General features: G+C 64.8%; 19 protein-coding genes. 8 read left to right on the forward strand and 11 right to left on the reverse strand.

The window, feature by feature from the left end:
- Positions 1-74: 74 nt before the first annotated feature.
- From HNS34_RS09505 to HNS34_RS09540, 8 genes are all read right to left on the reverse strand, one after another.
- Positions 75-473, reverse strand: coding sequence for a RidA family protein (locus HNS34_RS09505; RefSeq protein ID WP_235952673.1), 399 nt, complete (start codon positions 471-473; stop codon positions 75-77).
- An 80-nt stretch (positions 474-553) separates the two neighbouring features.
- Entirely contained in the window at positions 554-1,105 is a 552-nt protein-coding gene (locus HNS34_RS09510; RefSeq protein ID WP_172319816.1) for a cytochrome b/b6 domain-containing protein, read from the reverse strand.
- Between the two features lie 200 nt (positions 1,106-1,305).
- A complete protein-coding gene (locus HNS34_RS09515; protein ID WP_172319817.1) occupies positions 1,306-2,451 on the reverse strand; it encodes an SPFH domain-containing protein in 1,146 nt (381 codons plus the stop codon).
- A gap of 5 nt (positions 2,452-2,456) precedes the next feature.
- Complete coding sequence (locus HNS34_RS09520; protein WP_172319818.1) at positions 2,457-3,209, reverse strand: DUF8453 domain-containing protein; 753 nt, start codon at positions 3,207-3,209, stop codon at positions 2,457-2,459.
- 59 nt (positions 3,210-3,268) lie between these two features.
- Complete coding sequence (locus HNS34_RS09525; protein ID WP_172319819.1) at positions 3,269-4,210, reverse strand: DUF2927 domain-containing protein; 942 nt, start codon at positions 4,208-4,210, stop codon at positions 3,269-3,271.
- Between the two features lie 4 nt (positions 4,211-4,214).
- Positions 4,215-5,411, reverse strand: a complete 1,197-nt coding sequence (locus HNS34_RS09530; RefSeq protein ID WP_172319820.1) for a toxic anion resistance protein — start codon at positions 5,409-5,411, stop codon at positions 4,215-4,217.
- An 11-nt stretch (positions 5,412-5,422) separates the two neighbouring features.
- Positions 5,423-6,325 (reverse strand): 5-bromo-4-chloroindolyl phosphate hydrolysis family protein, encoded by a 903-nt coding sequence (locus HNS34_RS09535; protein ID WP_172319821.1) that lies wholly within the window; start codon positions 6,323-6,325, stop codon positions 5,423-5,425.
- A 148-nt stretch (positions 6,326-6,473) separates the two neighbouring features.
- Positions 6,474-7,325 carry a TerC family protein gene (locus HNS34_RS09540; protein ID WP_172319822.1) on the reverse strand — a complete coding sequence of 284 codons (852 nt, stop codon included), beginning with the start codon at positions 7,323-7,325 and terminating at the stop codon, positions 6,474-6,476.
- A 398-nt stretch (positions 7,326-7,723) separates the two neighbouring features.
- Here HNS34_RS09540 and metZ point away from each other — a divergent pair, with 398 nt between their 5' ends.
- From metZ to HNS34_RS09555, 3 genes are all read left to right on the forward strand, one after another.
- A complete protein-coding gene (gene metZ, locus HNS34_RS09545) occupies positions 7,724-8,926 on the forward strand; it encodes an O-succinylhomoserine sulfhydrylase (protein ID WP_172319823.1) in 1,203 nt (400 codons plus the stop codon).
- Between the two features lie 126 nt (positions 8,927-9,052).
- Positions 9,053-9,790 (forward strand): glutamine amidotransferase, encoded by a 738-nt coding sequence (locus tag HNS34_RS09550; protein WP_172319824.1) that lies wholly within the window; start codon positions 9,053-9,055, stop codon positions 9,788-9,790.
- 110 nt (positions 9,791-9,900) lie between these two features.
- A complete protein-coding gene (locus tag HNS34_RS09555) occupies positions 9,901-11,349 on the forward strand; it encodes a TrkH family potassium uptake protein (protein ID WP_172319825.1) in 1,449 nt (482 codons plus the stop codon).
- A gap of 109 nt (positions 11,350-11,458) precedes the next feature.
- Here the strand turns inward: HNS34_RS09555 and glyS are convergent, their stop codons facing one another.
- From glyS to HNS34_RS09570, 3 genes are read right to left on the reverse strand one after another with little or no spacing between them, the layout of a single operon-like run.
- Positions 11,459-13,795, reverse strand: coding sequence for a glycine--tRNA ligase subunit beta (gene glyS, locus HNS34_RS09560; protein WP_172319826.1), 2,337 nt, complete (start codon positions 13,793-13,795; stop codon positions 11,459-11,461).
- 1 nt (position 13,796) lies between these two features.
- Positions 13,797-14,321, reverse strand: a complete 525-nt coding sequence (locus tag HNS34_RS09565) for a DUF6446 family protein (protein WP_172319827.1) — start codon at positions 14,319-14,321, stop codon at positions 13,797-13,799.
- On the reverse strand, positions 14,318-15,259 hold the full coding sequence (locus HNS34_RS09570) for a glycine--tRNA ligase subunit alpha (protein ID WP_172319828.1): 942 nt from the start codon (positions 15,257-15,259) through the stop codon (positions 14,318-14,320). The genes HNS34_RS09565 and HNS34_RS09570 overlap by 4 nt, the downstream gene beginning before the upstream one ends.
- 169 nt (positions 15,260-15,428) lie before the next feature.
- On the opposite strand from HNS34_RS09570, the gene HNS34_RS09575 reads away from it, so the two are divergent.
- The 5 genes from HNS34_RS09575 (at position 15,429) to HNS34_RS09595 (ending at position 21,419) form a co-directional block, all read left to right on the forward strand.
- On the forward strand, positions 15,429-17,192 hold the full coding sequence (locus HNS34_RS09575; protein WP_172319829.1) for a serine protease: 1,764 nt from the start codon (positions 15,429-15,431) through the stop codon (positions 17,190-17,192).
- 135 nt (positions 17,193-17,327) lie between these two features.
- Positions 17,328-17,606 carry a CopG family ribbon-helix-helix protein gene (locus HNS34_RS09580; protein WP_172319830.1) on the forward strand — a complete coding sequence of 93 codons (279 nt, stop codon included), beginning with the start codon at positions 17,328-17,330 and terminating at the stop codon, positions 17,604-17,606.
- Complete coding sequence (locus HNS34_RS09585) at positions 17,594-17,887, forward strand: type II toxin-antitoxin system RelE/ParE family toxin (RefSeq protein WP_172319831.1); 294 nt, start codon at positions 17,594-17,596, stop codon at positions 17,885-17,887. The genes HNS34_RS09580 and HNS34_RS09585 overlap by 13 nt, the downstream gene beginning before the upstream one ends.
- A 131-nt stretch (positions 17,888-18,018) precedes the next feature.
- A complete protein-coding gene (locus HNS34_RS09590; RefSeq protein ID WP_172319832.1) occupies positions 18,019-20,556 on the forward strand; it encodes a putative PEP-binding protein in 2,538 nt (845 codons plus the stop codon).
- Positions 20,557-20,729: 173 nt separating this feature from the next.
- Positions 20,730-21,419: a cell wall hydrolase gene (locus HNS34_RS09595; protein WP_235952674.1), complete on the forward strand. Its 690-nt coding sequence runs from the start codon at positions 20,730-20,732 to the stop codon at positions 21,417-21,419.
- Positions 21,420-21,537 lie beyond the last annotated feature (118 nt).

A 21,537-nucleotide genomic window follows, 5' to 3' on the forward strand; every position in this document is an offset into this window, starting at 1 on the left:
ATCTGGTGGTGCTATGAAACCGATCATGCGTGGGGGCCCGCGTCGATGCAAGCCCGATGGCCGCCAAGGGGGGCTTACTGCCATGCTTCGGCGGCGACGACCGCATCGACTTCGATCTCAACCAGCCATTCGGGGTTCACGAACCGGGTGACCGCCATGATCGTGTCCACGGGGCGTGCATCGACGCAATATGCCTTTCGCGCCTCGATCGCGTCCTTCCAGGTGTCGATATCCGTCAGGATGACCCGCGTCCGGACGATGTCATGCAGACCGGAGCCAGCCTGTTCCAGCGCCGCCTTGATGATTTCGAAACACCGCGTGGTTTGCGCGAAGACATCGCCGACGCCCACGGTCTTGCCGTCTGCGTCGACGGGCGCGGTCCCGCCTACGGAAATGCAGGGGCCAACGCGAACCGCGCGGCTGAATCCGACAATGTCCTCCATCGGATTGCCGTTTGAAATGAGCTGGCGCATGTGCTGATCCCCCCCCGTCCTGCGCCCAACATACAGGTATCGGGCTGGCGGGACAGCATTTCGGACCGACGCGCCCGGTCTTACAACCAGCGATGCAACACGCGCGGGGCCATGATGCGCAGCGCATTGTCCCTGAGCCGCAGGTGCCGCCAGATGTGAAAGCCTGCATGGATCACGACGATGCACGCGAGGATATAGAACTCGACGATATGGATCCGGCCCACGATCTCATTGGCGCGGTGCAGTCCCAGAGGCGGGGCAATGGGCAGGAACCCGCCCGCGCGCATCAGGGTCGACGAGGTCAGCCCAAGCAGGAACCCGGTGATCGCGACGCCGAACAGGCCATAGATCAGCACCTTGTGCAGCACCTGGTGAAACTGCCGCGCCCAGGGCGGCAGCTTCGGCCCCGGTCGGCCGGCCAGACCGCGGCGCAGGTAGGAGGCCGTCCACCACAGGGAAAGCGTCACGAAGACCAGCGCCACGTTGGAATGGATATGGAAAAAGGTCTCGCCGCCGATCCGCAGCACCACCTCGGGCGTCATGAACAGGAACCAGATCACCAGCGGCAGCATCAGCCAATGCACCGCCTTCAGGACAGTGCGGCGCTGCGGCAGGCGGATATGGCGGGTCATGCGCATGATCACAGGCACGGGAAAGGGGAGGGGAAAGTTTCACGGCTGAGGTCAGCGCAGCGGCGTCGGCACCGCGCTGCAAGGTTTTTCGAAAAACCTTGTCTCCCGCAAATTCGAATTTGCCGACAAAGCGCCTTCGAAGGCGCTTGGCCGCCCGCGAAACGAAAAGGGCCGGAAGGTATCCCCCCGGCCCCTGTGCCTCACACCCCCGGCGGCGGGGGCGGCGGCATGACGGTGAAGAGCTGTGCCAACTCATCGACCTCACCGGCCTTCTTCCAGCCATCCTGCCCGGCGGTCCAGACATGGGTTTCGCGGGTCAATTCACCGGCGCTGGCCATCTGCCCCATCGTGGCCTTGGAGAAGGGGCCTTTCGTCTGGCCGTTCTCGGCGACATGCCAGACATGTTCGACCGGCGGCGGCGGCGGGGCGGCGGCGGCGGGCTGCTGCTGGCCTTGCGGGTTCGCGCCCCAGGGGCCCGCGTTCTGGCCGCCAAGGGCGTTCGCCATCTGGCCCGCCATCGCCATGCCCATGCCAAGCCCCATGCCCGCGCCCATGCCGCCATCGCCGCCGGGATTGTTGGCCGCCGCCGTCATCGCCTCGGCCGCCGAATACTGGGTGTATTTCGAGAGGTCGCCCACAACGCCCATGGATGTCCGCTTGTCCATCGCGGCCTCGACCGCGGGCGGCAGGCTGATATTCTCGATATAGAGCTCGGGCAGCTCCAGCCCGTACTGGTCGATGGTGCCCGAGATCGCTTCGGCCATCAGGCGGCCCAGATCGCCGGTATTGCCCGCCATGTCGAGCACCGGAATCCCCGCGCTGCCGATGGTGCGCGAGAATTCCTGCACGATGATGTTGCGGATCTGGAAGGTGATCTCGTCGGTCGTGAACTCGCCATCCGTGCCGACGATCTCGGTCATGAACCGGCCGGCATCCTTCACTTTGACCGTATAGGTGCCATAGGCGCGGATGCGGGTCGGCCCGAACTCGGGGTCACGCAGCATGATCGGGTTCTTGGTGCCCCATTTCAGGTCGGTGAAGCGGTTGGTGTTGACGAAATAGATCTCGGATTTGAAGGGCGACTGGAAGCCGTGCGACCAATGCTGAAGCGTTGTCATGATCGGCATGTTGTTGGTTTCCAACATGTAGAGGCCGGGGCGGAACACATCCGCCAACTGCCCCTCATGGATGAACACCGCCGTCTGGCCCTCGCGCACAGTCAGCTTGGCACCGTACTTGATCTCGTGGCCGTGCCGCTCGAAGCGGTAGACCATGGTGTCGCGCGTGTCGTCGGTCCAGTGGATGACATCAATGAACTGGCCGGAGAGGAAATCGAAAATGGACATGGGGATCAATCCTTATGCTGTCTGGCTTCGTAGGCTGCCTTTTGTTCTTCGTACCTACGTTGCTCTTCTGAGCGAAAGTGGTCAATGTCTTGTGTAATTACATGGAATTTCCGGTCCTTCCGAGCCCTCTCTGATGAGTGCTTTTCGAGTTTCTTCAAGGATGCGGCGATGAGGGCGAGTGGGGCCTTGTCAGCGGTTTGAGCAGTCAATTCCTTTAGGTCGATCAGTTGATCTGAATGATAGCTCATCCCCTCGATGTCTTCATATTTCACGTGTATGTGTATTGGCGGAATCTGTGGGTCTTTGAGTAAGTTAGGCCCCGTACCAAAAAGGAAAGACACAGCCTGCCCTTGAGGAATGACCTTGATCGGGTAGAGGTCGTCTTCAAAATTAGTCATGATCCTATCAGGGGTGAACCTTGACAGATCGGTATTGAATTTCACATCCACATTGCATGCGGCACCGGCACCAACATTTGTGATTTCGGCGGTGACCAGAAGGGGTTCGTCTTCTCTACTTCCCAAGTGGACAAGGATTACAGGGTCAGTCCCCGCTTGTCTCATTCGATGTTGGATTTGAAGCGCTTGGTAGGAAAGCCACACGCTCAAAAACGCGACAGAAATTGCAATGATTGACGGAAAGAGGTCGATCCATTGATCTACTTCCAAAGCTGACCCCACCGAAGGCCAAAAAAGATAGATCAGTATTAATGCCAAGATACCAGCGATGAACCCAAACGCAAACTTTCCATCACCCAAGAATGAGCGCCTTGAGCGCGGCTTTCCGGTGTCTGGTTTGCTAGCTGTTTCAGTCATCGTCAGCTCGGCCCACCCACCAGCACATCGGCGAGCTCGCGCAGGATCGGGCGGGCCGTGTCGGGGGTCATGCCGGGCCGCAGGCGGCGGTCGTAGAGCATCGAAAGCAGCATCTCGTCATGCGTCGTCAAGAGCGCGAATTCCTCGTCATCGTTGAAGATCGAGGGGCGCGCGGTGGGGCTGTCATTGGGCAGGCCCAAACCTTGCGCGACCTCTTCATGGACGCAGGATTTGCGCAGCAGGTCGGGATGCTCGGTGCGAATGATTGCGATCGCGGCGACATAGACATTGGGGTTGCCCGCCTCGGAGACCGAGTAGACCGAGCAGAAATTGAACCGGGGCAGGCTGGTGATCTCGTTGATCGTGGCCTCGCCGATCCCCGGCATGATCCGGCGCAGAAGCGGCCCGGCCGCAACCTGTTCGTCGCGGTTGAGGTAGAGGACGTGGAAGTTTCCGCCCGACCCCACGGCGCGGATAGGGTGCCCCGTCACCCGCGCCAGCCGGTCGGCATAGCGCGACAGGAAGGCGCGGTCGGCGTTGCGCGTCTCTTCCGAAACCGAGGCCCCGAAATGCGCCTGCAGCCGCACCGGGCGTTCCCACCTGCGCAAGGCGGCCGGTGTCTGCTGCGCGATGAAACGCCCGCCGGAGAGGGTGTATTCGTCGTAAAGCGCGATGCGCTCGAAATTGGCCACAAGGTTGCGCGCGATGATGGGGGTGTCCGGCCCGCCGCCATCGGTGCGCAGCAAGCCTTGCGTCAACAGCCGCTGCTGCACGCCCGCGTAATAGCGTGCATAGGCCAGGCTTTCCTCGGAGGGCTCCACCGAGGGCGGGGCCACGACGGGCGGCGCGGGGCGCGGGGTGGGCGCGGGCGGGTCCGGCGCCTCACAACCCGCAAGACCCGCCAGGGCGATGCCTGCAAGTGCTGCCGGGACCCGGACCCGCATCGCCCTACCCTCGCGCGGGCACCGAGGTGCCCATGGTGTCGCCCACCCCGTCGCGGCGACCGGAGGCCGAGGCCAGCGTGTCGCGCAGCTCGGTCTCCATCTTCTCCATCTCGACCTCGGCGGCGGCGCGGCGGCGCTTGCCTTCATCGGCGATCTCCAGGCTTTCCTGGATGGTGGCGATCAGGTCGGCATTGGCCTGTTTCACGGCCTCGATGTCGAAGACGCCGCGCTCCATTTCCTCGCGCACCATCTTGTTCGATTCGCGCAGGTTCTTCGCGTTGGCGGTAAGCAGTTCATTGGTCAGGTCATTGGCCTCGCGCACGGCGGCTGCTGCCTCGGTCGAGCGCTGGATGGTCAGCGCCTGCGCCAGTTGGGTTTCCCAAAGCGGCACGGTGTTGACGAGGGTCGAGTTGATCTTGGTGACAAGGCTCTTGTCGTTCTCCTGCACCAGCCGGATCGAGGGCAGGCTCTGCATCGTCACCTGGCGGGTCAGCTTCAGGTCATGCACCCGGCGTTCCAGATCGTCGCGCGCCGCCCGCAGGTCGCGCAATTCCTGCGCCTTCATCACCTGGTCATCCTCGGGGGCCGCGTTGACCTCGGCCTCTTTCGCCGGGATCGCGTCTTCGTCCAACTCGCGGATCTTCTCCTCGCCCGCCGCGATATAGAGCGCCAGTTCGTCGTAGAAATTCAGCGTCTTGTCATAGAGCTGATCCAGCGACTTGATGTCCTTCATCAGTGTGTGTTCATGCGCCAGAAGGTTGTCGGTGATCTTGTCGATCTGGCCCTGCACATCCTCGTAGCGGGCCAGGAAATTGTGGATCGGCTTGGCCTTGCCAAAGAGACGCTCCCACCAAGACAGTTTTCGGTTGGGGTCCAGTTCGTCGACCGAGAAACCGCGGATGGTGCCGACGATCTCGCGCAAGGAGTTGCCCGCAGGGCCCACGTCCTTGTTGCGCACGCCGTCCAGCATGGCCTGGGAAATCTGCTGCAATTCCTCCTGCGCGGCGGAACCGAAGCGCACGATGGAATTGGTGTCGCTCATGTCCAGTTCGGCCATGCGCACACGGATTTCCTCGGCGGTCGGCGCGGGCGCCTCGGCCAGCGGCACCAGCTCGCCCGAGGGCTCGGGCAGCACCACGGCGTTGATCGCGTCCACTTCCTGCGCGACGGCCTCGGCCCGTTGGCGAATTTCTTCGGTCATGCGTTCGTTCCTTATCTGTCAATTACCAGGTTTTCGCGGTTCAATCGGTCCCGCAACACTTCAATTTCAACATCCAGGTCGCTTCGGTCGGTCAACAGCATCCGCTGTGTCCGGGCCGAGAAATTATGCTCAAGATCGTCCAGCAGCCGCACGTAATCGGCGCGCACGCCCGCGTCGCGGTTGCGGGCATAGAGATCGGCGAATTTCACCGTCGCATCGCGCGCGCCCTGCAAGTAGACGGTCAGGTACTTGCGCGCCTGCGTCAGGTCGCGGGGGTCTTCCTCGACGGTGCGGAACATGGTGCGGACCGTGTCCTGGAACGCCTCGACGCGGCCCTCCAGCATCCGGTCGCCCGCGCGCTTGATCGCGTCCTGCATGCCATCGAGCAGCTTTTCCGCCTCCTCCACTTTCCGCGCCACGCGGTCGGACTGGAAATGGTCGACACCCTCCAGCGATTTGTCCTTGAGCGGGTCCAGCCCGAAGGAAAACAGGTGCAGCCCGCCCGCGACGGCCCCGATCAGCGGCGCGGTCAGCGCGTTCCACTGGCCGCCAAAAACCAGCAGGCCGGTGCCGATTCCGGTCAGGACCGAGGAGAAGAACTTGCGCGGAATGGCAGGCCGCCGCGCCACCTTGCGTTCCTCATAGGCATCCTCGGCCCGGATCCCGTCGCGCAAGAGCCAGGCCGCCAGCAGCAGCGTCGCCGCGCCTGCCATATCGGTGAGCATGCCCGCGACGGGCTGGAAGAAGGACGCGGCCAGCGCGATCACCGGCAGCAGGAACAGGATATTGATCCGCGCGCCATAGCGCGCCGGGGCGCGGCCCTTGAAACTGGCCTCGACCAGTGGCGGGGCCTCGGCCTCCACCTCATTCGCCGCGGGATCGGGGCTGAACTTGCCGCCATAGCGCTGCGCCATCTCAGATCGCTCCGAATCCGCCGAAAATGGCGATCATGATGATTACCGTCAACGCCACGAAGGACACGCCCTGCAGGCCCTCTGAACTCATCTCGGTCTCCCTTGCTGCAGCATTAGGATAAGCACGCTGGTTCGCAAAAACCAGACGTTACACACCCTTGACCGGCAAAGGTCCGCGCGCGGCGGCCTCCTGCCGGGCACGGCGTTCCGCCTCCAGCTTGCGGTTGAAGCCCGATTGCAGCGCCTCGACCACGAAAAGCACCACGACCGCGAAGTAGAAGGTCGATTTCGACATCGGAATCAGGGCATAGCCGAAAATGTGGATCGCCATCGCCTCGTCCTGGGTGGCATGTTCGGCGGCAACGCCGGCCTCGCCAAGCAGCACTACGCCCACGATCAGCAGGATGAAGAGACCCAGAACCTCGTACATCCGGTTCTTCTCGATAAACCGCGTCACGCCATCGGCCAGAAGCAGCATCGCCGCGCCGGACAGCAGGATCGCGGCGGCGAGGATCGGGAAGACATCGGTGATCGCCAGCGCCGACAGGACGGAATCGAAGCTGAAGATCAGGTTCATGGCGACGATCAGCAACACCACCTGCGCCGCCGATTTCTTGTTCTTCTTGCCGACGCCATGGCCCAATTCGTCCAGTGACAGAAGATGCCCGATCTCCTTGACCGCCGTGTACATGATGAAGACGCCGCCGAAGACAAAGACCCCGGTGGCGAAGTTCACACCGCCCTCCAGCACGCCGGGCCAGTTGAAGACATAGAACGGCTCGGCCAGCGCGTCGATCAGGCGGACCATCGCGAACAGAAGCACCACCCGCAGCGCGACGGCCAGCACGATGCCCCAGAACCGCACCCGTTTCTGATGCTCCACCGGGGCGCGCTGGCTTTCGATCGAGATGTAGAGCAGGTTGTCGAACCCCAGGACCGCCTGCAAAAAGCAGAGCATGACGAGGTTGCCGAGATTTTCGAGGGTCAGAAGATCAGTCATCGTCAAAGGCCTTGATTTTTCAAAGTTTCCATCTGCCGCAGGGCGGTCGTCCGTGTCGCTGCGCGCAGTTTTTCCGGTTTTCCGCAGCGGGGCAACCCGGTTTCGATCCGTCTTGACGCCCCTCTGCCCGCCCGCTATGCGCTTGGGGCAGTGGCGATTTGTTTACCGGATTGCGGGCCACTATACACTTTGCGTTTACATGGGAAACGAAGGATCAGAATTCGCGTTCGCAATCAGCGGCAGCTGATGAAGAGGCAGAGAATTCTGATACGTCTCTAACGCAAAGTGTTGAAAACAAGCCGCTAAAGAGGTCGCGCATGGGGGCAGGGCCCCTCAAGCCCCGACCGTTCACCGGTGCGGGGCTGTTTCATGCCTCGCACCATCAGGAGACGAGAGACATGACAAAGGGCCCCAGACCCCTGCCCGAGACCCTCCACCCGCGCACCCGCGCCGTGCATGGCGGCACGCGGCGCAGCCAGTATGGCGAGGTCAGCGAAGCCATCTATCTGACGCAGGGTTTCGTCTATGACAGCGCCGAGGCCGCCGAGGCACGCTTCATCGAAAGCGGCCCGGACGAGTTCATCTATGCCCGCTACGGCAACCCCACCGTGCGCATGTTCGAGGACCGGATGGCGCAGCTTGAAGGCACCGAGGACGCCTTTGCGACCGCCAGCGGAATGGCCGCCGTCAACGGCGCGCTGACCGCGATGCTGCGCGCGGGCGATCACGTGGTGTCGGCCAAGGCGCTGTTCGGATCGTGCCTCTATATCCTGGAGGAGATCCTGACCCGCTTCGGGGTCGAGGTCACATTCGTCGATGGCACCGATCTGGACCAGTGGCGCAAGGCGATCCGCCCCGAGACCCGCGCGGTGTTCTTCGAAAGCCTCTCAAACCCCACGCTGGAAGTGATCGACATCAGGGGCGTATCCGACCTGGCCCATGCCGTCGGCGCTTTTGTCGTCGTGGACAATGTCTTCGCCACGCCGGTCCTGCAACGCTCGGCCGATCTGGGGGCGGATGTGGTGGTCTATTCCGCGACCAAGCATATCGACGGGCAGGGGCGCTGTCTTGGCGGTGTGATCTGCGCCAGCCGCGACTTCATCCGCAAGGTGGCGGAACCCTACCTCAAGCATACCGGCGGGTCGCTCTCGCCCTTCAACGCCTGGGTGATGCTGAAATCGCTGGAGACGATGGATTTGCGGGTCCGTGCGCAGGCCGAAACCGCGCAAAAGGTGGCCGAGGCGATGCAGGGCGCAGCGGGGCTGGCCCGCGTGATCTATCCGGGACTGGCCGACCACCCGCAGCACGATCTGAACGCGGCCCAGATGCAGGGCGGCGGCACGATGATGGCGCTGGAACTGGACGGCGGGAAAGAGGCCGCGTTCCGGTTCCTGAACGCGCTTCGGATCGTGTTGATCTCGAACAACCTGGGCGACGCGAAATCCATCATCACCCATCCCGCGACGACAACGCATCAGCGCCTGAGCGAGGATCAGCGCAAAGTGCTCGGCATCACGCCGGGGCTCTTGCGCCTGTCGATCGGGCTGGAGGATGCGGGCGATATCGTGGCCGATCTGAAAGGCGCGCTGGCGGCGGTTTAGCGGCAAGAATTTTGCCCGAAAAATCTTGCCGTCCGAAAAATCTTGCCCAAGATTTTTCGATCCGCTGGCCAAACCGTGGCCCTTGCCCCTAAAGAGGATCACCCGATTGCCGCGACGGACCCGCCCATGACGCCCTTTCTGATCCTGCAACTGCGCCCCGAGGATGAGGCCGCGGATGAGGAATATGCCAGCCTGCTGGCCCGCACCGGCCTGACGCCTTCGGACACGCATCGCATCCGCCTCGACAAACAGCCGCTGCCCGAGGATCTGGACCTCACCCGCTATTCCGGCGTCATCGTCGGCGGCGGCCCCGGCTGCGTCAGCGACCCGCCCGAAAAGAAGACCGCTGAGGAAGCCAGTATCGAGGCCGCGATCCTGGGGCTCATGCCCGAGGTCACCGCGCGCGACATTCCTTACCTGGGCTGCTGCTACGGGCTCGGTATCCTGGCCCATCATCTTGGCGGCGAGGTCAGTCAGGAGAGATACGGCGAGGCTATCGGCGGCGTCGATTGCACGCTCACGCCCGAGGGCGCGGCCGATCCGCTCTTTGCCGGCCTGCCGCGCCGCTTCCGTGCGCTCGTCGGCCACAAGGAGGCAGTGCAGGCCACCCCGCCGGGGGCCGTGCATCTGGCCGCCAGCGAGACCTGCCCGATGCAGGTGATCCGCTATGGCCGGAACGTCTATGCCACCCAGTTCCACCCCGAGGCGGACGGGCAGAGCTTTGCCACCCGCATCCGCATCTACCGCGCCAAGGGCTATTTCCCGCCCGACCAGGCCGAGGCCCTGACCGAGGCCTGCCTGGCCGAGGAGATCACCGTGCCGGAACGGATGCTGCGCAATTTCGTGACCCGTTACGCCCGCTGAAAGGGCCGCGAAATCTCTTCGCGAAGAGATTTGCGCGTTTCTTCGAAGAAACGCCGCCCCCCGCGAATGGACGTTGACAGCCCCGAGCCCACGGGCCAACGCTGCGCCCCATGATTGACCCGCGCCCCGTCGGATATGTGATTGGCCAGCTGGTGCTGGTGCTCGGGCTGACCATGCTGATCCCGATGGCGCTGGATTTCTATCTTGGCAATCCGCATTGGCAGGCGTTCTTCCAAAGCGCGGTGATGACGGCCTTCGCGGGGCTTTTGGTGGTGCTGGCCTGCGCCAACGGGGTCGAGCGGCAGTTGACCATCCAGCAGACCTTCCTCCTGACCACGCTCGTGTGGGTCGCGCTGCCGGTCTTCGGCGCGCTGCCCTTCGTCCTGGGCGCCACCGAGGCGCGCTATGTCGATGCGTTCTTCGAGGCGATGTCGGGCCTGACGACCACCGGGGCCACCGTCTTTACCGGGCTCGACGATCTGCCCGAGGGGCTGAACCTGTGGCGCGGGCTGATGCAGTGGTTCGGCGGCATCGGGATCATCGTCGTCGCCATGGTGTTCCTGCCCGAACTCAGGGTGGGGGGGATGCAGATATTCCGCTCCGAGGCGTTCGAGACCATGGGCAAGATCCTGCCCCGCGCCGCCGAGATCGCCAAGCAGATCTCGGTCATCTACCTGACCCTGACGGTGGTCAGCGCGTTGACCTACACGGCGCTCGGGATGCAGCCGTTCGAGGCCACGGTCCACGCCATGACCTCGATTTCGACGGGCGGGTTCTCCACCACCGACGATTCCTTCGGCGCCTTCCAGGGCCCGCTGGAATATGCCGCCGTGATCTTCATGATCCTCGCCAGCCTGCCCTTCGTGCGCTACGTGCAGATGGTCGCGGGCACGGCCAAACCCTTCTTCACCGACACCCAGACCCGCGCCTACCTGGCCACGATCGCGATCCTGACGCTGTTCTTCGTGATCTACCGCCTCGTCGTGAATGGCGACCAGCTGGAGCATGGGGTCCGCGAGGCGATCTTCAACGTCACCTCGATCATCAGCGGCACCGGCTATTCCAGCACCGACTACCAGCGATGGGGCCCCTCGGCGGTGGTGATCTTCTTCTTCATCGGCCTCATCGGCGGCTGCGCAGGGTCGACGTCATGCTCGATCAAGGTGTTCCGCTACCAACTCCTGATGACCTCGATCTCGACGCAGCTCAAGCGCCTCTACGCGCCGCATGGCATCTTCGAGCCGCGCTACGAGGGTCGCAAGGTCAGCGAGGAGGTGCTGTCCTCGGTCATGGCCTTCTTCGTGCTCTTCTTCGTCAGCCTCGGGGTGTTCTCGATCCTTCTGGGGCTGACCGGGCTGGACTTCATCACCTCGGTCTCCGGCGCGGCGAGCGCGCTGGCCAATATCGGGCCGGGGCTTGGCCCCATCATCGGGCCTGCCGGCACGTTCGAGCCGCTGGAGGACACAGCGAAATGGATCCTGGCCGTGGCGATGCTGGTCGGGCGGCTGGAGCTGATGGCGGTCTTCGTGCTGTTCACCGCCCGGTTCTGGCGCGGCTGAGGGGGGGGGCGGACCGCCCTGACGGGCGGTTGCCTTCGGCGAGGATATTTGAAGAACAAAGAAGGAGGGGGGCCGCGTTAAGGTTAACCGGGCGGGGATGGGGGCGGCGTCAGCCTTCTAGCCTGGAGAGGTCCGCGATCTTGCCGCAGGCGGCGGTGATCTCATGCAGCAGGTTCAGCCGGTTGCGGCGCAGGATCTCGTTTTCGGCATTGACCTGAACGGTGTCGAAAAACGCGTCGATCGGCGCGCGCAGGTCTGCCAGAGCCGTCATCGCGGCGGAGAAATCGTCTTGTTCCAGCGCGGGCGTCACGGTCGCATTGGCCCGCTCCAGCGCCGCGAACAGCGCGCGTTCCTCTTCGGTCTCGGCGAATTTCGCATCCGCCCCGAAGCGGTATTCCACCCCGTCCTTCTCCTCGGCCTGCGCCAGGATGTTGGCGGCGCGCTTGTAGCCCTGCACGAGGTTCTCGCCATCGCTCGTTGCAAAGAAGGCCGAGAGCGCCTCGGCCCGTTTCACCAGCAGCGTGAGGTCGTCATTGGCAGGCATGGCAAGGCAGGCGTCGATGATGTCGTGACGGATGTTTTGGTCGCGCAGATGGACCTTGAGGCGGTCGTGAAGGAAGGCGAGGAGGTCGTCTGTCAAATCCTTAGATTTGGCGCGAATCGTATCCAGTCTTGTCTTTATCGCAAACATGTCCTCTAGAGCTTGCCTGACGTCTGAGTCGGCTTTGCTTAGGCCCTCTAGTGTCCCTCGGAGAATATTTACAGATTGTTCCAATGCTTTAGCATCTGCAACGTCTTGTTTAGGCAATACGGAAAGTAAACTCCTGCCGAATTCCCCTTTTTCATTTAGCGCCTCGGTTTTGGCCCGGACTAACGCAGCGAGCCTTTTTAGTTCATCAACTGTCTCTAGTGCGCCCAAAGCAACTAGAGCTCTCGCTTCTACAATCGAGGTTATGCCTAGCCTAAGCCCATTCCCCAACACCAGCCGAATAACCCCAAGCGCCGCCCGCCTCAGCGCGAACGGATCCTTGCTGCCCGTGGGTTTCTCGTCAATCGCCCAGAACCCGGTCAGGGTGTCCAGCTTGTCGGCCAGCGCCACCGCCACCGAAACCGGGCTGGTCGGCACATCGTCAGTCGGCCCGAGCGGCGAATAATGCTCCTCTGCCGCCTTCGCCACTGCCTCGCCAAAGCCCGCGGCCTGCGCGTAATAGCGCCCCATCAGCCCCTGCAATTCGGGGAACTCATAGACCATTTCCGAATTCAGATCGGCTTTGGCGATGCGCGCCGCCTGTTCGGCCTCATCGGCATCCGCGCCGACCACCGGGGCCAGCTCGCGGGCCAGTGCGGCGATGCGGTCAATGCGCGCCGCCTGCGTGCCGAGCTTGCGATGGAAAGTCACGTTTTCAAGCGCTTGCGTCCACCGGCTCATGTTCGTTTTCGCCACGCGCAGGTCGTTTTCCCAGAAGAATTTCGCATCCGACAGCCGCGCGGTCAGCACCTTGGAATTGCCCGCCAGGATGGTCGCGCCGTGATCGGCGGTTTCGCGATTTGCAACGGTGATGAAGCGCTCGATCCGGCCCGTTTTCGGGTGCTTCACCGAAAAGAACTTCTGGTGCTCGCGCATCGAGGTTTGCAGCACCTCGGGCGGCAGTTCCATGAATTCCGCGCCGATCTCGCCCATCAGGACCACGGGCCATTCGACCAGCCCCGCGACCTCCGCCAGCAGCCCCTTGTCCTCGACCACTTCCAGCCCTGCGGCGAAGGCGGCGTTGGTGGCGTCGTTCCAGATCGTCGCGGCACGGTCCTCGGCGGACAGCACCACATGCGCGCGCTTCAATTTGCCAGCGTAATCGTCGAAGGAGGTGACGGAAAACGCCTCCGGCCCCATGAAGCGGTGGCCGCGTGTCGTGTCGCCCGAGGCGATGCCGTCGACGTCGAACGGCACCACAGAGGCCCCGTTCTCATCCGTCAGGATGCACAGGATCGAATGCAGCGGGCGCACCCATCTGAGGCTGCCCGCGCCCCACCGCATCGACTTGGGCCAGGGGAAATTGCGGATCACGGCCGGAATCAGCTCGGCGATGATCGCCTCGGCCTTGCGCCCCGGCCTGGTGAACTGCGCAAACCAGGTCTGGCCCTTCTTGTCGTCGCGGATCTCCAGATCCTCGCGGGTCAGGCCCGTGGCGCGCAGGAACCCCTCCAGCGCCTTCTCGGGCGCATCGGCGCGCGGGCCCTTGCGCTCCTCGGTCACGGTGGGGCTTTCGCCGGTCAGCCCCTCGACGGTCAGGCACAACCGGCGCGGGGTCGCGAAAGCCCCGGCGCTGGCATAGGTCAGCCCCGCCTCGACCAGCCCGTCGGTGACCAGCTTCTTGAGGTCGGCGGCGGCGCGGGTCTGCATCCTTGCGGGGATTTCCTCGGAGAAGAGTTCGAGCAGAAGATCGGGCATATCAGTTGCTTTCCGGCGGCGGCGGGCAGGTGTCCGGGACGGGATCGCCATCATAGACGGCCTCGCCGCAGGGGTTGATCTGGTGCCAGGCATAGCCCCGGCCATCCTGGCCGACCATCACGATGCGGTCGAAGCCGTAGATGAAATTGCCCTCGCCCAGAAAGGCCAGTGCGGTGCCATCCTCCAGCGCCTGCGTCAGCGCGCCCGCGTCATAGCAGTCGAACCATCCGGGCGTGTTGAGCGGCGTGGCATCGGGGTAGGGCCGGTAGGTCTCGGTCATTGTGGCCAGGCTGACCGGCGTGGTGAAACAGGCCCGGAAGCGCAGGGGCGAGCTGTCGGCGTCGATGGCCTCGACATCCGTGACCGGCAGCGGTTCGGCCACCCCGTCAAAGGTGGTCGCGGTGATGGTCACGGCGTCGGCGTTGACCGGCTCGTAAAAGGCGCGCGTCTCGGTGAACCAGAGCAGCCCCCCGGCCGTCGCGGCGGAGAGGACAAGCAGCGTTGCCACGATGCGACCGCTATTCATTGCGCGCCCTCCAGGTCGAACCCGCCCGCCTCGGTCTGCACGAAGGCATCGGCGCAGGCACGCGTCAGCGCGCGCACCCTTCCGATATAGGCCTGACGCTCGGTGACCGAAATCACCCCGCGCGCGTCCAGCAGGTTGAACAGATGCGACGCCTTGATCGCCTGGTCATAGGCGGGATGCGCCATGATGATGCGCTTGCCCGTCTTGGGGTCTTCCGCCGGGGCGGCCAGGATGGCCTGGCATTCGGCCTCGGCATCCTCGAAATGCTTCAGCAGTGCGTCGGTATTGGCGATATCGAAATTGTAGCGGCTGTGCTCTTCTTCCGTCTGGCGGAACACGTCGCCATAGCTCAGCGGAATGGGCGCGTCCGGGTCGTTGAACGGCATCTCCATGACGTGATCGACGCCCAGGATATACATCGCCAAGCGCTCCAGCCCATAGGTCAGCTCGCCCGAAACGGGCGCGCAGTCATGCCCGCCGACCTGCTGGAAATAGGTGAACTGGCTGACCTCCATGCCGTCGCACCAGACCTCCCAGCCCAGGCCCCAGGCGCCCAATGTGGGGCTTTCCCAGTCATCCTCGACAAAGCGGATGTCGTGGGTTTCCATGTCGATCCCGATGGCCTCAAGCGAGCCGAGATAGAGCGCCTGCAAATCCGGCGGCGAGGGTTTGATCAGCACCTGGTACTGGTAATAATGCTGCAACCGGTTCGGGTTCTCGCCATAGCGCCCATCGGTCGGACGGCGCGAGGGCTGGACATAGGCCGCGGCCCAGGGCGCGGTGCCGAGGCTGCGCAGCGTGGTCGCGGGATGGAACGTGCCGGCCCCCACCTCCATGTCATAGGGTTGCAGCATCGCGCAGCCCTGCCTAGCCCAGTAGGTCTGGAGCGCCAGGATGATCTCCTGAAAGCTGCGCGGCTTGCTTTGGGTCTTGGCCATGGCTCGGGGTTCCCGGAATTGACGCGAAAGGCAGGGGTTCCATACGTGCCACCCTTGGCAGGGTCAATTGGCGCCTGGGGCAATTTTCTGGTGCAGCGTCGGCGCGTTCTGCTACGCTGCCGCCGGAACAAGGCGGGCCAGGCCCGTGGGCATGAAGGGGTTTGCACCGATGAGATTGGCCGTGCGGCATTTATTTCTTTGCGTATTCATCATTCTGGGAACCATCGTTGCGCAGACCGGCAGCGCCACCGCGCAGGAGGGCCGTGTCTGGGTCCAGCTCGAGGCGCATCCCGACCTCGCCACCGCCGAGGCCCGCGTGCGCGCCTATAGCCGCGTGATGCAGAACGTGAACGGCTACCGGCTGCGCTCGGGCTGGTACGCCATCGCGCTCGGGCCGTTCGACCAGGGCGATGCCACCGCCGCATTGAGCGCGTTGCAGGGGCAGGGGCTGATCCCCGCCGATGCCTACCTGGCCGAGCCCGAGATCTACGCGCAGCAATTCTTTCCCATCGGCACCAACAACCTGACCGGGGGTGACACCGCGCCCGCAACCGTGACGCAAGCCCCCGAAACCCCCGCGACCCCGCCCGACCCCGTCGCCGCGCCCGAGGAAACCGTGGCCGAGGCGCGCAGCAGCGAGGCGCAGCTTGACCGTGAGGCGCGCGAGGCGCTTCAGATCGCGCTGCAATGGTTCGGCTACTACACCTCCGGCATCGACGGTGCTTTCGGCCCCGGCACCCGTGGCGCGATGCGCCAATGGCAGGCCGCGCAGGGGGTGGAGGAGACCGGCGTGCTGACCACCCGTCAGCGGGCCGACCTGCTGGCGCAATATCAGGGCGCGCTGGCCGAATTGGGGATGCAGACCGTGCGCGACGAACGCGCGGGGGTAGAGATCGACCTGCCGCTGGCCATGGTCGAGTTCGCCCGCTACGAATTTCCCTTCGCCCAGTTCGACAGCGTTGACAATTCCGGCGTTCGCGTCCTCTTGATCAGCCAGGAGGGCACCCGCGCCACGCTTGGCGGCCTTTACGAGATCATGCAGACGCTGGAAATCGTGCCGCTGGAGGGGGAACGCAACCGCTCGGCCGACAGCTTCGAGCTGACCGGCCTCAGCGAGACCCTGCGCAGCCACACCATCGCGCGGCTCCAGGATGGGCAGATCAAGGGCTTCACCCTGATCTGGACGCCCGAGCGCGACCAACAGATGGCCCGTGTCCTGCCGATGATGGAGGCGAGCTTTGCCACTTTCGGCGGCACGCTCGACCCCGGCGCGGTCGATCCCGGCCTCGATCAGGGCGTCGACCTGATGGCGGGGCTGGAGGTGCGGCGACCCGCCCTGGCGCGCACCGGCTTCTACGTCGATGGCAGTGGCACCGTCCTGACCACCTCCGAGGCCGTGGCCTCCTGCACGCAGGTCATCGTCGATCAGCAATACGAGATGAGCGTGGCCTATGATGACCCCGCCACCGGCATCGCGGTGCTGCGCCCGACGCAGGCGCTGGCCCCCTCGACCTTCGCGGGTTTCGCCCAGATCGCGCCGCGGCTGCGCTCGGACATCGCGGTGGCGGGCTATCCCTATGACGGCGCGCTTGGTGCGGCCTCGCTGAATTTCGGCACGCTGGAGGAATTGCAGGGCCTGGATGGCGACGAGAACCTGCAACGCCTGGCGCTGGCGATCGAACCCTCCGAGGCCGGGGCCCCGGTGCTGGACGCCAACGGGGCGGTCCTTGGCATGATCCTGCCCGAGCCATCAACGGGCCGCGCCCTGCCCGAAGGCGTCAGTTTCGCCCTGCGGGCCGACCGGTTGCAGGCGATGCTGGCCGAGGCCGGCATCCAGGTCAGCCCCGCTGCGGAACAGCCCGACCCCCTCAGCCGCAACGCGCTCGCCCGCTACGGCATGGACCTTGCGGTGCTGGTGACCTGCTGGAACTGAGGCGCGGTCCCATGTGACGCGTGAAAGGCGGTCCGGGAAGGGGCCGCCTTTCTCATGTCTATGGGCGGCGCATGGACAGACCGGGCGCAAACATCTAAGGTAGCGCAAGGTATTACCTCTTATCGGGAGTGGCCCATGGCATCGGCAACATCCGTCAAGCTCGACGACGACATGAAAGCGCGCGTCCGGCACCTGGCCGAGGCGCGGAAACGCACATCCCACTGGATCATGCGCGAAGCCATTTCCCAATATGTCGAGCGCGAGGAACGGCGCGAGGCCCTGCGCCACGAGACGCTCGAGGCATGGGAGGAGTTTCGCGAAACCGGGCAGGGCGCGACCGCGGATGAGGTCGATCGCTGGTTGCAAAGCTGGGGCCGCGACGATGAACGCCCCGCCCCCGAATGCGGCAAGTGACGGTCGCCCCGGCGGCGATCCGGGATTTGCAACGCATCCGCGATTTCCTTCGACCCAAGAACCCCGACGCGGCCAGACGGGCGGGCGAGGCGGTCCGGCAGGGCGTGCGGATCCTGGGCACGAAGCCGCGCCTTGGCCGGATGATCGACGACCTCCCCGAGGCGTATCGTGAATGGCTGATCGACTTCGGCGACAGCGGCTATGTCCTGCGCTATCGCATCGACGGTGACGCGGTGACGATCCTGGTGATCCGACACCGGAGGGAGGCGGGGATGCCCTGACCGTTACCCGTTCGCGCACGCAGCGGCGGGCCAGCCCCCGCCATTTCGCACCTGCAGCATGAAACACTGGACCCGGCGCATCAATTCTCTATGGTCGCAGCCAACGCCCCTTTTGCAGATGCAACACCCCCATGCCGCAGCCCCCCGACATGATCCAGATCACGCCGACCGCCGAGGTCACGGCGGGCCTGCATGGCAGCCGGGCCAAGTGCCTGCAACGCCTCGTGCGGCTCGATCTGCCGGTGCCCCTGTCGGTGGCATTGTCGTCGGACACGGTTCACGGGCTGGCCGAGGGGCATTTGCCCGACATCGCCCGGCTCTGCGCGATCTTCGACGAGGGGGACCTGCTGTCGGTGCGCGCCTCCAGCCAGTCGCCCGATTGGGGCGGGCCGGGGACGGTGCTCAATATCGGCATGAACGACGCCATCGCGCAGCGCATCGCGGCGGAGCATGGGCAAAGCGCGGCCGAGGCGCTCTACCTCTCCTTCATCCGCGCCTATGCCGTCGACGTGCTGCGCCTCGACGAAGACCTCTTCGCCGATCCCATGACCCCGCGCATCGCCAAGGCCCATTTCGAAGACGAGATGGAGGAGCCGTTTCCACAGGATATCGAGACCCAACTGACCGAGGTGCTGCGCTCGATGGCGCGCGCCTGGGAGGGGACATCGGCCCGCCTCCTGCGCCGGGCCAAGGGCGCGCCGCCCGATGCCGGCCTGGGGCTGGTCGTGCAACGCATGGCGCTTGGCCTCGGCAAGGGGGAAACCGGGGCGGGCGTGGTGCAATATGTCTCGTCCGATACCGGCGAGGCGCAGATCACCGGGCGTTACCTGCCGCAAAGCCAGGGCCGCGCCGCGCTGCGCGAGAACGACGCGCAATTCATCGAGAAAGACCCGCGCGGGCCCTCGCTGGAGGATCGCTGCCCGGAACAGGTCGCGGCCCTGCGCGCGGCGGGCGAATTGATGCGCACCCGCCTGCGCGAGGAGATGCAGATCGAGTTCACGCTGCTGGACGGCCAGCTTTCCATCCTCGACGCCGTGATGGTGCCGCGCACGGCCCGCGCCGAGGTGCGCATCGCGGTCGATCTGGCCAAGGACGGCGTGATCCCGAAACACGAGGCGCTGACCCGCATCGCGCCCTTTACCCTCAACCAGCTCATGCACCGCCAGGTCAGCCCCAATGGCCCGCGCGACGTGCTGACCCGTGGCATCGCCGCCGCACCGGGGGCGGCCACCGGCAAGATCGTGTTTTCCGCCGCCGCCGCACAGGCCGCCCAATCGCGGGATGAGCCCTGCATCCTGGTACGCCGCGAAACCAGCCCCGAGGATATAAGGGGCATGCACGCCGCCGATGCGATCCTGACCGAACGCGGCGGCACCACCAGCCACGCCGCCGTCATCGCGCGCGGGCTTGGTGTTCCCTGCGTCGCCGGGGCCACCGATCTGCAACTGAACATGCGCAAGAAGACCCTGACCGTGCCGGGGCGCAAGATCTTCCACGAGGGCGACATCATCACCGTCGATGGCAGTTCGGGCCAGATCCTGGCCGGTGCCGCCAAGATGATCGAGCCCAATATGGGCGGGGCTTTTGCCACGCTCCTCGAATGGGCCGACGAGGCGCGCGATATCGGCATCCGCGTCAATGCCGACACGCCCGAGGATGCCCGCCTGGCGCTGACTTTCGGCGTCGACGGCATTGGCCTGTGCCGCACCGAACACATGTTCTTCGACCCCATCCGCCTGACCGTGATGCGCGAGATGATCTTTGCCGAGAACGCGGGCGACCGCGCCGCCGCGCTCGACCGCCTGCTGCCGATGCAGCGCGACGATTTCACCGAGCTTTTCTCGCTGATGCAGGGGCGTCCGGTCTGCATCCGCCTCTTCGATCCGCCGCTGCATGAATTCCTGCCCGGCGACCGCGACGGCATCCGCGCGCTGGCCGAGGCGCTGGACCTGCCCGTCAGCCGCGTCGCCGCCCGGATCGAGCAGTTGCAGGAATTCAACCCGATGCTCGGCATGCGCGGCGTGCGTCTCGGCATCACCATGCCCGAGATCTACGAGATGCAGGCCCGCGCCATCTTCGAGGCGGTGGCGGCCACCATGCGCGCGGGCCATGCCGCCATGGCCGAGATCATGATCCCGCTGGTCAGCGCCAAGCGCGAGGTGGAACTGATCAAGGACCGCATCGACGCCATCGCGGCCTCGGTCCGGCGCGAAACCGGGCAGGACATCGCCTTTCGTCTCGGCGTCATGGTCGAAACCCCGCGCGCCGCCCTGCGCGCGGGCGAGATCGCGGAACATTCCGCCTTCCTCTCGTTCGGGACCAATGACCTGACACAGATGACCTATGGCCTGTCGCGCGACGACGCGGGCAAGTTCATGTCGGCCTATGTCAACCAGGGCGTCTTCGTCGAGGATCCGTTCCAGCGGCTGGACACGGACGGGGTGGGCGAATTGCTGCATCTGGGTGCGGCACGCGGGCGCGCGGTCAAGGCCGGCATCACGCTGTCGATCTGCGGCGAACATGGCGGCGACCCCGATTCGATCGCATTCAGCCGCGAGGCCGGGTTCACCTATGTCTCCTGCTCGCCCTTCCGGGTGCCGGTGGCGAAGCTGGCGGCGGCACAATTGGCCGTGAAAGCCCCGCAAACATTGTCCGATTCCGACACATAATCGCCCCGATCCCCCACCATTACCCTTCATCAAGAGACGAGTCCGGCCACTGCCCGCCCGTTCGGCGGCTGTTAACCCGGCATCGTTAAACAAGGCTGCAGCGCGGCTGATTGAGGATGAAGCAGGCCGGACCGACCGGCAGATAGGGGATACCCAGAATGGGACCTTCACGGATGAAACGCGCGATCTGCGCGGCGGGAACGTTTTTGCTGATGGCCACGACTCCGGCGGGGGCCGATGTGACCGCCTCCAGTTCCACCGACCCGACCCTGTCGCTCAATACGACCCTGGCCTCGGTCATGGGGTCTGAACATTCCGGCCTCGCCGCCCTCAGCCCCGGCCGCGTCCGCTCGCTCGGGGCGCCGTTCTCGGGCAACGGCGCGGCGACCGGGGGTAGCTTCAGCACCACCAGCGTGGGCCGCGCCCCCTACACGGCGGCCGAGCTTGACGCGATGGGCCGCGCGCGCGGCAGCCGGCAATGGGCCTGCCTGACCGAAGCGCTCTATTTCGAGGCGCGCGGCGAAAGCGTCGAAGGCCAGTTCGCCGTGGCCGAAGTCGTCCTGAACCGCGTCGACAGCCCCAACTACCCCGACAATATCTGCGATGTCGTCAACGAGGGCACCGGGCGGCGCAACGCCTGCCAGTTCTCCTATACCTGCGATGGCATCCCCGACGTCGTGACCGAGCCCGAGGTGCATCGCCGCCTCGGCCAGATCGCCCGCATCATGATGGATGGCGGATCCCGCAACCTGACCGCGGGGGCCACGCATTACCACGCCGATTGGGTCAACCCGGACTGGGCCAGCGCCTATCCCCAGACCGCGCAGATCGGGGTGCATCTGTTCTACCGGCAGCAATACTGACGCCCCCACGCGCGCCTCTGTAACAATCCTGAAACACGCGGCCACCCCAATGGCGCCGATCTTCACGCGCGCGGCCCGGTTTCGGCGGCATTTGGCCTGTTCTTGTGCAAGAGGGGTC

The organism is Alterinioella nitratireducens, from assembly GCF_013155465.1.
GTDB classification, from domain to species: domain Bacteria; phylum Pseudomonadota; class Alphaproteobacteria; order Rhodobacterales; family Rhodobacteraceae; genus Alterinioella; species Alterinioella nitratireducens.

Coding starts and splice junctions, on each gene's coding strand:
- HNS34_RS09530 (WP_172319820.1), bottom strand. CDS start 5,411: ATGACCGAAGAAATTCGCCAACGGGCCGAGGCCGTCGCGCAGGAAGTG.
- HNS34_RS09575 (WP_172319829.1), top strand. CDS start 15,429: ATGAGATTGGCCGTGCGGCATTTATTTCTTTGCGTATTCATCATTCTG.
- metZ (WP_172319823.1), top strand. CDS start 7,724: ATGACAAAGGGCCCCAGACCCCTGCCCGAGACCCTCCACCCGCGCACC.
- HNS34_RS09540 (WP_172319822.1), bottom strand. CDS start 7,325: ATGACTGATCTTCTGACCCTCGAAAATCTCGGCAACCTCGTCATGCTC.
- HNS34_RS09535 (WP_172319821.1), bottom strand. CDS start 6,325: ATGGCGCAGCGCTATGGCGGCAAGTTCAGCCCCGATCCCGCGGCGAAT.
- HNS34_RS09570 (WP_172319828.1), bottom strand. CDS start 15,259: ATGGCCAAGACCCAAAGCAAGCCGCGCAGCTTTCAGGAGATCATCCTG.
- glyS (WP_172319826.1), bottom strand. CDS start 13,795: ATGCCCGATCTTCTGCTCGAACTCTTCTCCGAGGAAATCCCCGCAAGG.
- HNS34_RS09580 (WP_172319830.1), top strand. CDS start 17,328: ATGGCATCGGCAACATCCGTCAAGCTCGACGACGACATGAAAGCGCGC.
- HNS34_RS09590 (WP_172319832.1), top strand. CDS start 18,019: ATGCCGCAGCCCCCCGACATGATCCAGATCACGCCGACCGCCGAGGTC.
- HNS34_RS09550 (WP_172319824.1), top strand. CDS start 9,053: ATGACGCCCTTTCTGATCCTGCAACTGCGCCCCGAGGATGAGGCCGCG.
- HNS34_RS09555 (WP_172319825.1), top strand. CDS start 9,901: ATGATTGACCCGCGCCCCGTCGGATATGTGATTGGCCAGCTGGTGCTG.
- HNS34_RS09595 (WP_235952674.1), top strand. CDS start 20,730: ATGAAACGCGCGATCTGCGCGGCGGGAACGTTTTTGCTGATGGCCACG.
- HNS34_RS09505 (WP_235952673.1), bottom strand. CDS start 473: ATGCGCCAGCTCATTTCAAACGGCAATCCGATGGAGGACATTGTCGGA.
- HNS34_RS09510 (WP_172319816.1), bottom strand. CDS start 1,105: ATGACCCGCCATATCCGCCTGCCGCAGCGCCGCACTGTCCTGAAGGCG.
- HNS34_RS09565 (WP_172319827.1), bottom strand. CDS start 14,321: ATGAATAGCGGTCGCATCGTGGCAACGCTGCTTGTCCTCTCCGCCGCG.
- HNS34_RS09515 (WP_172319817.1), bottom strand. CDS start 2,451: ATGTCCATTTTCGATTTCCTCTCCGGCCAGTTCATTGATGTCATCCAC.
- HNS34_RS09585 (WP_172319831.1), top strand. CDS start 17,594: ATGCGGCAAGTGACGGTCGCCCCGGCGGCGATCCGGGATTTGCAACGC.
- HNS34_RS09525 (WP_172319819.1), bottom strand. CDS start 4,210: ATGCGGGTCCGGGTCCCGGCAGCACTTGCAGGCATCGCCCTGGCGGGT.